This window comes from Dactylosporangium sp. CA-139114 (assembly GCF_050955725.1).
Taxonomy (GTDB): domain Bacteria; phylum Actinomycetota; class Actinomycetes; order Mycobacteriales; family Micromonosporaceae; genus Dactylosporangium.
The window spans coordinates 5,322,437-5,336,680 of record NZ_CP192080.1; the positions used below are offsets into that span (position 1 = coordinate 5,322,437).

Sequence of the window (14,244 nt, forward strand, 5' to 3'; positions counted from 1 at the left end):
ACGATCGGTTCGCGTAATCGCCGCATCGTCGGTCGTCCGTGCGACGCCGGATTGCCTTCCAAACACACTCGCCAATCGCTTTGGCCGGCCCTTTCGCGCCATTTTTGAGTGTGCTTCCCGGATTCGACGAACGGCCAGACATCTGCCCTGGAGGGGAGCGCGAGCGTGATGATGGTCAAGTCCCGCCGGCGCCGGCATGCGGTCGTGCGCGCCGTGGCGCTGGTGGTGGCCGTTCTTGCCGCCACCGTCGCCGTGAGCGTGCCGGCCGAGCCGCTGCGCGCGGCGCCACCGGCCGGGTTCCAGACCTCGCTCGTGGCCGGGTCCGGTCTCGACGGGCCGTCGGGCTTCGAGATCGCGCCCGACGGCCGGATCTTCATCCTCGAGCGCACCGGCAAGATCAAGATCTTCAAGAATGGGCAGTTGCTGGCCCAGCCGTTCGCGGAGCTGCCGTCCGTCGGCTCGGGCGACCGGGGCCTCATCGGTGTCGCCTTCGACCCCGGATTCGGCGTCGACAACTTCTATGTGTATTTCTATTACACCGGTCTGGACCTGCTCAATCGGCTGGTCCGCTTCGACGCTTCCACCGATGTCGGCACGCAGGGGCCGTTTCTGGTCTTCCAGACGCAGTCACCGTCGCAGGAATTGCACGTCGGCGGCAGTATCCGGTTCGGGCCCGACGGCAAGCTGTACTTCGCCGTCGGCGACAATGGATACCCGCCGAATGCGCAGGATCTGAGCAACCCGCACGGCAAGATCCTGCGGATCAACAAGGACGGGTCCATTCCGGCGGACAACCCGTTCTACGGCCAGCCCGGCAAGCTCGGCGCGATCTGGGCCTACGGATTCCGCAACCCCTGGCGGTTCCAGTTCGACCGGGCCACCGGTGAGCTGTACGGCGGCGACGTCGGCGACTTCTCGTGGGAGGAGGTCAACCACATCGTCAAGGGCGGCAACTACGGCTGGCCGCTGCACGAAGGCGCCTGCACCAGCAACTGTGCCGGCTTCACCGACCCGATCTACACCTATGCGCACGACGGGCAGAGCGCCGCCGTCACCGGCGGGCCGGTGTACCGCGGCACGATGTTCCCGCCCGAGTACCGGGGCAGCCTCTTCTTCGGCGACTACGCCAAGGGCTTCATCAAGCGCGCCGATCTCGACGGTGCCGGCAAGGTCACCGCCGTGCACGACTTCGACGCGGCCGCCGGCGCGGTGGTCGACCTGAAGGAGGCGCCGGACGGCTCGCTGTACTACCTGACGTACTTCCCGGGCCGGCTGTACCGGATCGGCTACGACACCGGCAACCAGCAGCCGACCGCCAACGCCGGCGCCGACGTGGTCAAGGGGACCAACCCGCTGACCGTGCACTTCTCCAGCGCGGGCAGCAGCGACCCGGACGGCGACCCGCTGACGTACCAGTGGTCGTTCGGCGACGGCACCAGCAGCGGCGAGGCGAACCCGACGAAGGTCTTCGACACCGTCGGCGTCTACCAGGTCAGCCTCACCGTGTCCGACGGGCAGGGGCACTCCTCGACCGCGGTCCCGCTCGTGGTGCAGGTCGGTGTGCCGCCGACCCTGCGGGTCGCGGTGCCGGCCGACGGCTCGACGTACCGCGCCGGCGACACCATCACCTACAACGCCTTCGCCAACGACGCGGCCGGCTTCGACCTCAACGACGCCAGCATCAAGACCGAGGTGCGGCTGCACCACGGCACCCACTTCCACCCGTTTCTCGGGCCGCTGACCGGCCGGGTCGGCTCCTTCACCATCCCGCGGACCGGCGAGCCGTCGGCCGACACCTGGTACGAGATCCTCGTGACGGCCACCGACACCAACGGGCTGTCCGACACGAAGTCGGTCCGGATCAACCCGCTCAAGTCCACCTTGACCTTCCAGACCTCGCCGCCCGGCCTCGGGCTGGACCTCGACGGCATCCCGATCACCACGCCGTACATCGTCCAGGGCGTCCGCGGGTTCCAGCGGGAGCTCGCCGCGCAGCCCCTGGTGCAGGCCGCCGACGGCACCGTCTACCACTTCGTGAGCTGGTCCGACGGCAAGACGGTCCGGCACGTGATCACCACACCGGACGCCGACACCACGTACACGGCCAACTATGCGCCGTCGGGCACCTTCGCCGCACAGTACTTCTCGAACACCACGCTGACCGGCACCCCGGCCCTCACGAGGCAGGACCCGCTCATCGACTTCGTCTGGCCGGACGAGCCCGGCCCGGGCGTCACGCCCGACCAGTTCTCGGCCCGCTGGACCAAGTCGCAGTACTTCGCGGCCGGGCGTTACAAGTTCACCACCGTCACCGACGACGGCGTCCGGTTGTTCATCGACGACAAGCTGGTCATCGACGAGTGGCACGACCAGGCCGGCACCGCACACGACTACTCCGCCGACCTCACGGCCGGCGACCACGCCATCAGGATGGAGTTCTACGACGGCGGAGCGGCGGCGGTCGCGAAACTGTTCTGGGACAGCACGCCGGACCAGCCCAACCAGGCGTGGGCCGCGCAGTACTGGAACACACCCGGCACCGGCAGCTCACCGACCATCCCGAGCGGCCCGGCCGCGCTGAGCCGCAGCGAGGACGACCTCAGCCACGACTGGGCCGCCGGCTCTCCCGACCCGGCCATCGCCCCCGACCACTTCGCCGCGCGCTGGAAGCGGACCGTCCTGCTGGAACCCGGCGTCTACACCTTCACCGCGACCGCGGACGACGGGGTACGGCTCTCCGTGGACGGCGTGCGGGTGATCGACCAGTGGACCGACCATCCACCGACCGAGTTCCGGGCGCAGGTGACGCTCGACGGCGGGCCGCACGACGTCGTGCTGGACTACTACGAGAACGCCGGTGACGCGCGGATCCGGCTGGTGTACGCCAAGGTCGGCGACCCGCCGGACCCCGCGTCGTACACCGCGCAGTTCTGGAACAGCACGACGCCGGCGATCCCGGACCGCGCGGCCGACCTGACCCGCACCGACCGGACGATCGCGTTCGACTGGGGCGCCGGCTCGCCCGGCGCGCCGATCAACGCGGACAACTTCGTCGCCCGGTGGACCAAGACCGACACGCTCGCCGACGGCGTCTACCGATTCAGCGGCGTCAGCGACGACGGCATCCGCGTCTATGTCGACAACACGCTGATCCTGGACCGCTGGCAGGACCAGAACGCGCCCTACTCGGTCGACAAGGTCCTCCTCGGCGGCACCCACACGATCCGCGTCGAGTACTACGAGCACGAGGTCGGCGCCCAGGTGTCCTTCGCGTACACCCGGATCGGTGCGGTCACGCCGGACGATCCCTGGCATGCCGAGTACTTCGCGAACCCGACCCTCAGCGGCGTCGCGGCCGTGACCCGGCTCGACGACGTCCTCGACTTCGACTGGGGTACCGGCTCGCCGGACCCGGCGATCCCGGCCGACCAGTTCTCGGCCCGCTGGACGAAGACGACCCGGACCGCCGCCGGCACCTACGAGTTCACGGTGGTCAGCGACGACGGTGCGCGGCTCTACGTCGACGGGGCACTGGTGCTGGACCGCTGGGTCGACCAGGGCCCGCAGCCGCACACGGTCACCCTCGCCCTCGCCGAGGGGACCCATACGATCGTGCTGGAGTACTACGAGGCGTTCGTCGGCGCGGTCGCCCGGCTCAGCTACCGCCAGACCGACGGCCCGGCCACCCCACCGGCCCAGTTCAAGGGCGAGTACTTCGCCAACCCGACACTGTCCGGCACGCCGGCGCTGACCCGCAACGACGATGTGGTCGCGTTCAACTGGGGCGAGGGCTCCCCGGCACCCGGGATCCCGGTCGACGGGTTCTCGGCGCGCTGGACGAAGACCGAGAGTCTCGCCGCCGGCACCTACCGGCTCACCGTCACCGCCGACGACGGCATACGGGTGCTGGTCGACGGCGCCGTCAAGATCAACGGATGGGTCGACCAGAGCCCGACCACGTACACCGCCGACGTCACGCTCACCGCCGGCCAGCACACCATCGTCATCGAGTACTACGAGGCATTCGTGACCGCGTCCGTCTCCTACCGCCAGACACGCCTGTGACCACGACGAACGGCAGCCCGGCCGATGCCGGGCCGGACGATGCTGCGACGGTCGTGCTCACCGCCCGGCCCGAGTTCACGATCGTGATTCCCACCCGCAACGAGGCGCGCAACGTCGGACCGCTGCTCGACCGGCTGCGCTCGGCGCTCGGCGAGGTCCGGGCCGAGGTGGTGTTCGTCGACGACAGCGACGACGACACGCCCGAGGCCGTCCGCTCGGCGATGGGCGAGCCCGGCCCCGACGTGCGGCTGCTGCACCGGCCCGAAGGGGCGCGCGCCGGTGGCCTCGGCGGCGCCGTGTCCGCCGGCATCGCCGGCGCCCGCGCGCCCTGGGCCATCGTCATGGACGGTGACCTGCAGCACCCGCCGGAGGTGCTGGGAGCGATCATGGCCGCCGCCCGGGCCGGCTCCACCGCCGACGGCCGGCCGGTCGACGTGGTCGTCGCCAGCCGGTACACCGGGGACGGCGCCGCCCGCGGCCTCGACGGACGGTTCCGGCGCCTGGCGTCCCGGGCCGCGGGGGCCGTCGCGAAACTCGCCTTCCCGCGCCGCCTGGCGGCGGTCTCCGACCCGATGAGCGGCTTCTTCGCGGTGCGCTGCGACGCGGTCAGGCACGTCGACCTGCGGCCGGTCGGCTACAAGATCCTGCTCGAGATCCTGGTCCGGGCGCGCATCGACCGGGTCCGCGAGGTGCCGTACACGTTCGAGGCGCGCGAGGCCGGCGCCAGCAAGGCATCGGCGCGGGAGGGACTCCGGTTCGGCCGTCACCTGGCCGGGCTGCGGCTGAGCGCAGCCGTCCGGCCGGGGCCGGGCTTCGGGCGGGCCCTGGCGTTCGCCGGCGCCGGCGCCACCGGCGTCCTGGTCAACTCGGCGGTGCTGTGGGCCCTCAGCGGCCTGCTGCACCTGCCGTACCTGCTGGCCGCGGTCCTGTCCACCCAGGCGGCGATCACCTGGAACTTCTTCGCCGTCGACCGCTTCGTCATGCCGGCCTCCGAGCGGCAGGTGCACCGCCGGTTCGGCCGCTTCTGGCTGATCAACACCTGCCTCGCGCCGGTGCACCTGGCGGTCCTCGCCGGTCTCGTGCAGGGCCTCGGCCTGCACCTGCTGATCGCCAACGCGATCGGCATCGGCGTGGTGTTCCTCCTGCGGTACGTGGCGACCAGCCGGTGGGTGTACGGCGAGCGGGACGGCGCGGTCGCGGGTGCGATCCGCCGGGTCGCGGTCACCGGGCGGCGGTCGGTGCAGACCCGGATCGTCCTCGTGCTGCTGCTGACCCTGGCCGCCTTCCCGGCCGCCGCGCTCGCCGTCTGGCGCGGATTCGCCCACGGCCAGCACGTCTCGCTGCTCGTCCCGCTCGCGGCGGCGGGGGTATTCCTCGCAGAGCGGCTGGCGCCGTCGCCGGCCGAGCCGAAGGTGCACGACCGGCAGGTCGACGGGCTGATCGCCACGGTCCTGCTGGTGGCCGCGGTGACCCTGGCCGGCCTGACGCCGGCCAAGCCCGGCGTGGGCGCCCTCGAACTCGGGCTGGAGGCCTCGGCGGAGAAGTCCTCGATCGGGCTGGCGACCTGGGCGACGCTCGCCATGGTGTGCTACCTCGCGGGCGCGACCGTGCTGCTGCTCGGCACCCGCACCGCCGCCAGGCTCCGGTGGGCGCTGGTGCTGCCGCTGCTCGCCGCGAACGAGGCCGCACCGGCCGGACTCGCGCGGCTGCTCGGGCCGGTCGGCGGCGCGCCAGCGCTCAGCGCGGTGCTGTGCCTGATGCTGGCCGGGCTGAGCTGTTACGGCCTGAGCCGCCGGCTGCTGGTGCAGGCCCTGATCGCCGTCGCCGCGGTGGCGCTCGTCGGTGCCCTGGCCGGGCTGCTCGACCGCCGCCCGCCGGCGATGTCGGACCTTGCGCTGACCCTGACGGTCGCCGGTTTCACCTTCGCATGGTTGCGCGATGTGGCGATGCCTCGCGCCGACGGCGTGCACTATGTGCCGAGGGGCCGGCTGGCTCTGGCCGCGCTCACCGTGGTCGCGCTGGCCCTGGGGTTCCCCGGATCGCCGTTGCTGTCGGCGATCAGCTAGGGCCATGACCACACGCACCGTAACCGTATGGAAGGGACCGCACCGGTGACGGCGACGAGTCGCACGCTGAGCACGCCTTCAGCGAGTGAGGCGAACCATCTGGCGGTGAGCATCCACGGGCTGCGCAAGCTGTGGCCGGCCCTGTCCGCGCACGTGGTGCTGAGCCGGGCCCAGAAGGTGGCGCTCGGTCTGAGCGCGTCGATCGTGGTCGCGGCGTTGGTGTGGGCGCCGATCGCCGCGCTCCAGGTCATCATCGGCTGCATCATCCTGGTGTACGGCGGCGCCATCGCCTTCCGGATCGCGCTCGTCTGGGCCGCCGGGCGGCAGGAGCACCGGGTCTGGGTCAGCGACGAGGAGGCCCGGGCGGTGCCCGACGACGAACTGCCCGTCTACACCGTGCTCGTGCCCGCGTACCGGGAACCCGAGGTGATCCATCTGTTGATGGAGCACCTCGCCGGCCTGGAGTACCCGGTCGCCAAGCTCGACGTGAAACTGCTGCTGGAGGCGGCCGACGAGACGACGATCGCGGCCGCTCGCGCGCAGCTGCCACCGGACTCGCACGTCCAGGTGGTGATCGTGCCGGAATCGCAGCCCCAGACGAAGCCCAAGGCGTGCAACTACGGTCTGCAGCTGGCCCGCGGGGGACTGGTCACCATCTTCGACGCCGAGGACCGGCCGGAGCCGCTCCAGCTGCGCCGGGCCGCGGTCGCGCTGGCCCGCCTCGGCCCGGCGTACACCTGCCTGCAGGCCGAGCTCGGCTATTTCAACCCCAACCAGAACCGGATCACCCGCTGGTTCACGCTCGAATACGCCTGCTGGTTCCGGTCCCTGCTGCCCGGACTGGTCGCGCTCAGGATGCCGATCCCGCTCGGCGGCACCAGCAACCATTTCCGCGCCGAGGCGCTGCGCACGCTCGGCGCCTGGGACCCGTTCAACGTGACCGAGGACGCCGACCTCGGCATGCGGCTGGCCCGCCTGGGCCACCAGGTCGGTGTGCTGCACACCGTGACGTTGGAGGAGGCCAACTCCGACTTCATCAACTGGGTCAAGCAGCGCAGCCGCTGGTACAAGGGGTATCTCATGACCTGGCTGGTCCACATGCGCTCGCCCCGGGAAACCTGGCGGCAGCTGGGCTGGCGTGGCCTGTTGTGCCTCAACGTCTTCGTCGGCGGCACACCGCTGACCGCGATGCTCAACCCCGTGTTCTGGGCGATGACGATCCTGTGGATGGTGGCCCGCCCCGCGATCATCCAGCAGCTGTTCGTCGCTCCGGTGTACTACCTCGGCCTGCTGTGCATGGTGCTGGGCAACATCACCGTCATCTATCTGAACGTGCTGGTCGCACGGCAGATGAACCGGCCGAACCTGCTGTGGTCCGCGCTGATCTCGCCGGCGTACTGGGTGATGATGAGCATCGCCGCCGCCAAGGCCGGACTGCAGTTGCTGCTCAGACCGTCGTACTGGGAGAAGACCACGCACGGGCTGCACCTGTCCAGGACGCCCGCCGATGGCGAGTGACCTGCGCCGGCGCGAGGAGATCGCCCCGGCTCCCCGGCCCCGGCGACGGCGGCCCCGCGTCACCGAGAGCCGGGTCGTGTTCGCCGCGGCGCTGGCGGTCTACATCGCCGTGGCATGGTGGTTGTCGAGCCGGCACCTCGTGCCCCAGGACGCGATCAGCCGGTCGGCGAACGGGTACTACACGATGTTCAGCCGCGACCCGCACCTCGCGGCGGTCGGGGCCGTGTGGAACCCGTTGCCGTCGCTGGTGCTGCTGCCCCTGCTGCCGCTCGCCTCGCTGGTGCCGACGCTGACCATGGACGGCCTGGTCGCCGGGGTGTGCTCGGCGCTGTTCGCGGCGACTTCGGTCGCCATCTGCCACGACATCACGCGCCGCCTGGGGCTCGGCCGGGCCAGCCGGCTGACGCTGACCGCGCTGCTGGGCCTGCACCCGATGGTGCTGCTGTACGCCGGCAACGGCATGAGCGAAGCGCTGTTCCTGTGCACGCTCCTGCTCGCCACCCGCAGCCTGCTGCGATGGTTCGCCGAAGACCGGCCCGAGCGGCTCGTCTCGCTCGGCGCCGCCCTCGCGCTGGCGTACGCCTCGCGCTACGAGGCGCTCGCGCCGGCCTTGGCGGCACCCGTCGCGGTGCTCGTCGTGAGCTGGTGGCGCACGCGCAGCGGCGGCCTGGCGCTCACCGACGCCATGCTGGCGATCCTCCCGCCCATGCTGGCGGTCGGGCTGTGGGCGGCCTGCTGCAAGATCGTCGACCACCAGTGGTTCCCGACGTTCTCCTCGGAGTACGGCAACGCCGCCCAGGTCGCGGCGAGCCGCGCCGACATCGACTCGATGACCGGCTCGGCCCTCGGCGACCGGCTCGGCTATGCGCTGCAGCAGATGCTCGGACTGCAGCCGCTCGTCCCGCTGGTCCTGCTCGTGGTCGCGGTCGTGGCCGTCCGCCGCCGCGACGCCCGGTCGCTGGCGCCGCTCGCGGTGCTCGGCTCGGTGCTGCTCTTCGACAACCTCGCCTTCCTCATGGGCAGCTCCTTCGGCTGGCTGCGGTTCCAGATCACCGTGGTGCCGCTGCTGGTGCTGCTGGTCGCGATCCTGCTGACCTCGCCGCCCGCGCGATCCGCACCGCCGCCCCGGCGTGCTCCACGCGTCCTGGCGCTGACCGCGGGGCTGCTCGCGGCCGCGGCGGCGGTGCCGGTCACGGTCCACACGCTCACCGACCCCAGGCTGGCCCGGGAGGAGTCGGCGTTCCTCAACGCCGACGGGGCCCGGCGCACGCGGTACCTGGCCGGGCTGAACCTGCACATCGGCGCCGCGATCGACGCGCTGGACCTGCCCGACGGCGCCGTCCTGACCGACTCCGCCTACTCCTACGCGATCATCCTGGCCAGCCGGAAGCCGCGGCAGTTCGTCATCAACTCAGACCGCGACTTCGCCGAGATCCTGGCCGACCCGAAGCGCCACCACGTGCGCTACCTTCTCGTGTCCGGCAACGGCCCCGCGGACGCGGTCCGTGCCGCATACCCGCGGCTCGACGCGACCGCGGACGGCACCCAATCCTGGCCCGACGACCAGGGCCGGACGCTGTTCACCCTGATCCCCGTCCGCTGAGCGCGGCCGGCCCGGGCTCGGCAGTCCCGGACCGGGCAACCCCGCACGGGTCCTACTGGATCACGAAGGTCGTGAAGTAGATGTCCATGACCTCCTTCTTCTTGTCCACCGTGTAGGCCTTCACGACCTTCTCGACGAGCTCCTTCTTCGTCCGGTCGCGCTCCGCGTTCGACATCAGCTCGTCCATCTTGCGGCCGCTGTACAGGCTGATCGCGATGTCGAGGGCCTTGGAGCCGTCGGGGGCCTCGGCGGCGTCGGTGGTGGCCTGCAGGGTCATCTTGAGTTTCAGGTAGTGCCCGTCGGCCAGGTTGATCGTGATCGCGTCGAGCACGGAGACGACGCCGGGGGTCGGGGCCGGCTCGGCCGTGGCCTTCTTCGGGGCGAACATCATGTAGCCGCCGACGCCGCCGCCGATCAGTGCGACCAGGGCGATCGCCACGATCATGATGAGCTTCTTCTTCCCGCCCTTGCCGGGGGTCTCCTCGGTGGCCTTCTCGTCCTTGGCCATGACGCGCTCCTCAGTTCGTTGCAGCCGAGGGCAGCAGCGCCCGGGTGTCGGCCGGTAGGTTGGACAGGACGATGACCTCGACGCGGCGGTTGAGGGTTTCGGCGCGTGGGTCGGTGGTGGGGTAGAGGGGTTTGGTGTCGGCGAAGCCGGTGGCTTGCAGGCGGTTGTCGGCGATGCCGGCGTCGGTGTGGAGGGTGCGCACGACGGCGGCGGCGCGGGCGGAGGACAGTTCCCAGCCGGAGGGGTAGGTGCCGGTGCCGCCGGTGAGTTGGTTGGTGTGGCCGTCGACTTCGATCGTGTTGGGCAGGGCGGCGATGGCGGGGCCGATGCCGTCGATGATCTGCTGGCCGGCGGTGAGCAGGGTGGCCTCGTTGCCGTTGAAGACGATGCCGGTGGTGACGATGGTGACGATGAGGCCGCGTTCGTCGATGGAGTACTTGACCTGGTCCTGGAGGCCGTGTTTGGTCAGTTCCGCGGTGATGTCGGCTTTGATCTTGTCGTAGTTCTTGATCTCGGCCGCGGCGGCGGCCTGGCGTTTGGAGGCGTTGGAGCGCTCCTTGGCCTGGACGGCCTCTTGGACGGCGGTGGCGTCGGAGGTGGTGCCGCCGATGCCGGAGGAGAGGTCCATGGGGCTGTTGGAGTCGGAGGACTCCATGAGGCTGGCCTCGCCGCCGTCGAAGGCGACGGAGGGGTTGCCGAAGCCGACCGCGAGGCCGTTCTTGAGCTCGGCGAACTTCTTCTGGTCGACCTGGGAGATCGCGAACAGCACGATGAACAGCACCATGAGCAGGGTCATCATGTCGGCGTAGGAGACCAGCCACCGCTCGTGGTTCTCGTGCTCCTCCTCGTCGTGGCCGCCCTTCTTGTGCTTGGCGTGCGCGCCGGCCTTCGCCGCGTGTCCACCACCACTCATCGCGGCGGCCCCCCCTCAGGTCGTTGTAACGCCGTCGGGGATGACATCGGACCGGTCGCCCGACAGAAGAGTGGCGGGGCGGTGCCGTGTGGGTGCACGCCGGTTCCCGCGGAATCCTGGCAAATGCCCCGTCAGGCGAAACATCCGCTATGTCGTGGCGCGCAGCGCCCGACATGGCGCGCGGAACGACTACTCGATCGCGGGTACCCGGTGGCCGTGGCGGGTGTAGAGCGCCGCGAGCCCCGTGCCCACGCACAGGGCCGCCGAGCTCAGCCCCAGCGACCAGTGCACGCCGATCGCCTGGCCCAGCACGCCCACCGTCACGCCGCTGCCCGCGCGCAGCCCCGCCGACGCCACGTTGTAGACGCCGATGACCCTCCCGCGCTCGGCCGGCGGCGCCAGCAGCTGCGTCACCGTCTGGCCGATCGACATCGACGCCAGGTTGGCCACGCCGCCGACGAAGAGCAGGACCACGCCCAGCCACAGGTTGCCGGCGACCGCGAAGAGGAGGCTGCTCAGGCCGTACACCATCGTCGTCACCACGGCCGCGCGGACCGTCGGGCGCAGCCAGCCCGTCGCCTCGAGCAGCAGGCCGCCGACCACCCCGCCCGCGCCGGCGGCGAAGAGCAGGATGCCGTACACGTCCGTGCTGCCCGGGCTCAGGTCCTCGGCGAAGTTCGGCATCGTCGCCTGCAGCGCGGTGCCGACGAAGAACGACGCCAGGCCGGCCAGGATGATCATGCTGATGAGGGTGTGGTCGCCCGCCACCTTGCGCAGGACCTTCACGGTGTCCAGCAGGCCGACGCGCTGGGTCGCGGGGCGGCCGTGGCGGGTGTGGCCGGTGAATCTGGTGCGGAACAGGAACAGCGTCAGCGGCAGGTAGAACGCGATGTTCGTGAGGATGCCCGCCTTCGGGCCGAGCCAGAGCAGCAGCCCCGAGCCGACCGCCGGGCCGAACAGCACGCCGAGGCTGCGGAAGGTCGCGTTGAGCCGGACCGCCGAGACGAGTTCCTCGTCGCCGACGAAGTCGTGGAGCATCAGCTGCTCGCCCGGGCCCCAGAGGGAGCCGGCCATGCCGTGCAGCACCAGCAGGACACAGGCGTGCCAGATCTGCAGCGTGCCGGTGATGAACAGGATGCCCCACAGCAGGGAGACGAGCATGAACAGCACCTGGGCGGCCTGGATGACCCGGCGGCAGTCGAAGCGGTCGGCGAGCCCGCCGAACCACACCGAGAACAGCAGGAACGGCACCCAGTGGCTGATGACCTGGAAGCCCGCGAGCGCCTCGGAGTGGAACTTCTGCCACAGCACCCAGTACGTGATCACGTGCTCCACGTTGTCGGCCATCATCGACAGCGCGGCACCGAAGAGGTACGGGCGGCAGTCGCGGTTGCGCAGGGCGGCGAACCGGCGGGCGGCCGGGGCGGCGGCGGTCATGGGGTAACCCTCTAATGCTCCTTACCGGCGGCCCCACCCGCGGCCGCCGGAAGTGACCACTGCAACAAACCTGCACACGCCACGCGTTGACTCGCCGTGGTGCCGGTGCCACCGTGATCCCAGGAATGCGCTTTCCTGAATCCGGGAGGACTGCATGCACGTAGGTATCCGGGCCGCTCTCACCGCCGCCACGGTGGCCGGGCTGGTCGCAGCCGGGGTGGTCGTCGCCGCGCAGGCGAGCGCCGGGCAGGCGAAGACCCCGGCAGTGCCCGCCCAGGCGCGCGCCGTGCTGGCCGCGGGCGACGGCTGGGGCTCGGCGGGCGCCGGCACCACGGGCGGCTCGGCCGCCGACGACGCGCACGTGTTCGTGGTGCGCACCCGCGACGAGCTCGCCGCGGCGGTGGCGGGCAGCACGCCGAAGATCGTGCTGGTCGCGGCCACGATCGACGCGAACGAGGGGCGCGGCTGCGCCGACTACGCCGACCCGGAGTACGACCTGCAGGCGTTCCTCACCGCGTACGCCCCGGCGACCTGGGGCCGGGTGGCGCCGACCGGCCCGCTGGAGGACGCCCGGGCCCGCTCGGCGAAGAACCAGGGCCTCAAGGTCAAGATCGAGGTCGGGGCGAACACGACGATCTACGGGCTGCGCAATGCCCGGATCAAGGGCGGCAACCTGCTGCTCACCAACGTCAACAATGTGATCATCCGCAACGTGGCCTTCGAGGACGCCTACGACTGCTTCCCGGCCTGGTCGCCGACCGACGGTGACACCGGCAACTGGAACTCCCTCTACGACAGCGTGACGCTCAGCGGCGCGACGAACGTGTGGCTCGACCACAACTCGTTCACCGACGGCGCCAACCAGGACGTCAACCAGCCGATCCACCTCGGCCGGCCCTACCAGGTGCACGACGGCGCGGCGGACATCATCAAGGGCTCCGACTACGTGACGGTGTCGTACAACAACCTGTTCGAGCACGACAAGACGATGCTGATCGGCTCGACGAACACCCCGGGCGCCGACGTGGGCAAGCTGCGCGTCTCGCTGCACCACAACCGGTTCGCGGACGTCGGCCAGCGGGCGCCGCGGGTGCGCTTCGGGCAGGTGGACGTCTACAACAACTACTACTACGCGACCGACGAGGACACCTTCGTCTACGCGATCGGCGTCGGGGTGCAGTCCCAGGTGTACGCCGAGAACAACTTCGTGCTGCGCAGCGCCGACACCCCGCTCAACGCGTTCGTCTACAACTGGGGCGGCACGCGGATGACGGAGAGGGGCACCCTGGCCCGGGTCGGCACCGGCCCGGTCGTCGCGGTGAACCTGCTCGACGAGTACAACGCGGCGTTCGACCCGGACATCGCGACCGACGCCGGCTGGACCCCGGCCCTGCGCGCGGGCCTGGACCCGGCGGCGAGCGTGCCGGGGCTGGTCACCAGGGACGCGGGCACGGGGAAGTTGCCGGGCTGAGCCGCGCTCCAGTGCTCAGCCGTGCTCATCCGGGCGGGCCGGCCGCGGTCGCGGCCGGCCCGCCCAGTGTCGTCTCGATGAGCTGGCCGAGCCAGACGGCGAGCTTGGCCCGGCCCCAGCCGCGCTGCTCCACCAGCAGCGCCACGGTATGCCACGTGACCAGCGCCCAGAGCGTGTCCGTGGCCCGTCCCACCGTCAGCCCGGGCCGCAGCCGCCCGGCGTCCGCGGCCTCGCGCACGAGCGTCTTGAGCCGCGCGCGGCGGGCCCGCTCGTGCCGCCGCCACGCCTCGCGCAGCACCGGCTCGGTGTGCGCCGCCTCCTCGAAGGCCCGCTCAAGAGGATACCGCCGCAGCAGCGCGCCCGCGATGTCCTCCGGCCCCGGCGCCGCCTCGCTCCGGCGCACCGCGAGCAGCAGCAGACCCGGCTTGTCGGCGAGCGCGTAGACCGACTTCGGCGTGACCCCGGCCTCCTCCGCGACGGCCGCGATGGTCGTGCCGGCGTAGCCGTGCCGGGCGAAGAGGCGCTCCGCCGCGGCCGCGATCGCTTCCCGCGTGCGTGCGGCCTGCGCCACGCGACGGGGCGCGTAGTAATTTCTCACCGTATTCGGTGCAGTCATGCTCACCTCACTTCACGATCAGTGTATCGAATATGGATGGGCAGCTG

At 71.0% G+C, this 14,244-nt stretch carries 9 protein-coding genes; 5 read left to right on the forward strand and 4 right to left on the reverse strand.

The window, feature by feature from the left end:
- Window positions 1-168 precede the first annotated feature (168 nt).
- The 4 genes from ACQP2P_RS23395 (at window position 169) to ACQP2P_RS23410 (ending at window position 9,252) form a co-directional block, all read left to right on the forward strand.
- A complete protein-coding gene (locus tag ACQP2P_RS23395; RefSeq protein WP_433619221.1) occupies window positions 169-4,065 on the forward strand; it encodes a PA14 domain-containing protein in 3,897 nt (1,298 codons plus the stop codon).
- Entirely contained in the window at window positions 4,062-6,131 is a 2,070-nt protein-coding gene (locus tag ACQP2P_RS23400; protein WP_433604045.1) for a GtrA family protein, read from the forward strand. Before ACQP2P_RS23395 ends, ACQP2P_RS23400 begins: the two co-directional genes overlap by 4 nt.
- A 105-nt stretch (window positions 6,132-6,236) precedes the next feature.
- Window positions 6,237-7,649 carry a glycosyltransferase family 2 protein gene (locus ACQP2P_RS23405; RefSeq protein WP_433604046.1) on the forward strand — a complete coding sequence of 471 codons (1,413 nt, stop codon included), beginning with the start codon at window positions 6,237-6,239 and terminating at the stop codon, window positions 7,647-7,649.
- Window positions 7,639-9,252: a glycosyltransferase family 39 protein gene (locus ACQP2P_RS23410; RefSeq protein ID WP_433604047.1), complete on the forward strand. Its 1,614-nt coding sequence runs from the start codon at window positions 7,639-7,641 to the stop codon at window positions 9,250-9,252. Before ACQP2P_RS23405 ends, ACQP2P_RS23410 begins: the two co-directional genes overlap by 11 nt.
- A 52-nt stretch (window positions 9,253-9,304) precedes the next feature.
- On the opposite strand, the gene ACQP2P_RS23415 is transcribed toward ACQP2P_RS23410, so the two are convergent.
- The 3 genes from ACQP2P_RS23415 to ACQP2P_RS23425 form a co-directional block, all read right to left on the reverse strand.
- Complete coding sequence (locus ACQP2P_RS23415; RefSeq protein WP_433604048.1) at window positions 9,305-9,760, reverse strand: flagellar basal body-associated FliL family protein; 456 nt, start codon at window positions 9,758-9,760, stop codon at window positions 9,305-9,307.
- Between the two features lie 10 nt (window positions 9,761-9,770).
- Complete coding sequence (locus ACQP2P_RS23420) at window positions 9,771-10,673, reverse strand: OmpA/MotB family protein (RefSeq protein WP_433604049.1); 903 nt, start codon at window positions 10,671-10,673, stop codon at window positions 9,771-9,773.
- A gap of 189 nt (window positions 10,674-10,862) precedes the next feature.
- Window positions 10,863-12,110 (reverse strand): MFS transporter, encoded by a 1,248-nt coding sequence (locus tag ACQP2P_RS23425; RefSeq protein WP_433604050.1) that lies wholly within the window; start codon window positions 12,108-12,110, stop codon window positions 10,863-10,865.
- Between the two features lie 154 nt (window positions 12,111-12,264).
- Between ACQP2P_RS23425 and ACQP2P_RS23430 the strand changes: the two genes are divergently transcribed.
- Entirely contained in the window at window positions 12,265-13,581 is a 1,317-nt protein-coding gene (locus ACQP2P_RS23430; RefSeq protein ID WP_433604051.1) for a pectate lyase family protein, read from the forward strand.
- A gap of 25 nt (window positions 13,582-13,606) precedes the next feature.
- On the opposite strand, the gene ACQP2P_RS23435 is transcribed toward ACQP2P_RS23430, so the two are convergent.
- Entirely contained in the window at window positions 13,607-14,197 is a 591-nt protein-coding gene (locus tag ACQP2P_RS23435; protein ID WP_433604052.1) for a TetR/AcrR family transcriptional regulator, read from the reverse strand.
- Between the last annotated feature and the right edge of the window lie 47 nt (window positions 14,198-14,244).

Coding starts and splice junctions, on each gene's coding strand:
- ACQP2P_RS23430 (WP_433604051.1), top strand. CDS start 12,265: ATGCACGTAGGTATCCGGGCCGCTCTCACCGCCGCCACGGTGGCCGGG.
- ACQP2P_RS23410 (WP_433604047.1), top strand. CDS start 7,639: ATGGCGAGTGACCTGCGCCGGCGCGAGGAGATCGCCCCGGCTCCCCGG.
- ACQP2P_RS23415 (WP_433604048.1), bottom strand. CDS start 9,760: ATGGCCAAGGACGAGAAGGCCACCGAGGAGACCCCCGGCAAGGGCGGG.
- ACQP2P_RS23420 (WP_433604049.1), bottom strand. CDS start 10,673: ATGAGTGGTGGTGGACACGCGGCGAAGGCCGGCGCGCACGCCAAGCAC.
- ACQP2P_RS23395 (WP_433619221.1), top strand. CDS start 169: ATGATGGTCAAGTCCCGCCGGCGCCGGCATGCGGTCGTGCGCGCCGTG.
- ACQP2P_RS23425 (WP_433604050.1), bottom strand. CDS start 12,110: ATGACCGCCGCCGCCCCGGCCGCCCGCCGGTTCGCCGCCCTGCGCAAC.
- ACQP2P_RS23435 (WP_433604052.1), bottom strand. CDS start 14,197: ATGACTGCACCGAATACGGTGAGAAATTACTACGCGCCCCGTCGCGTG.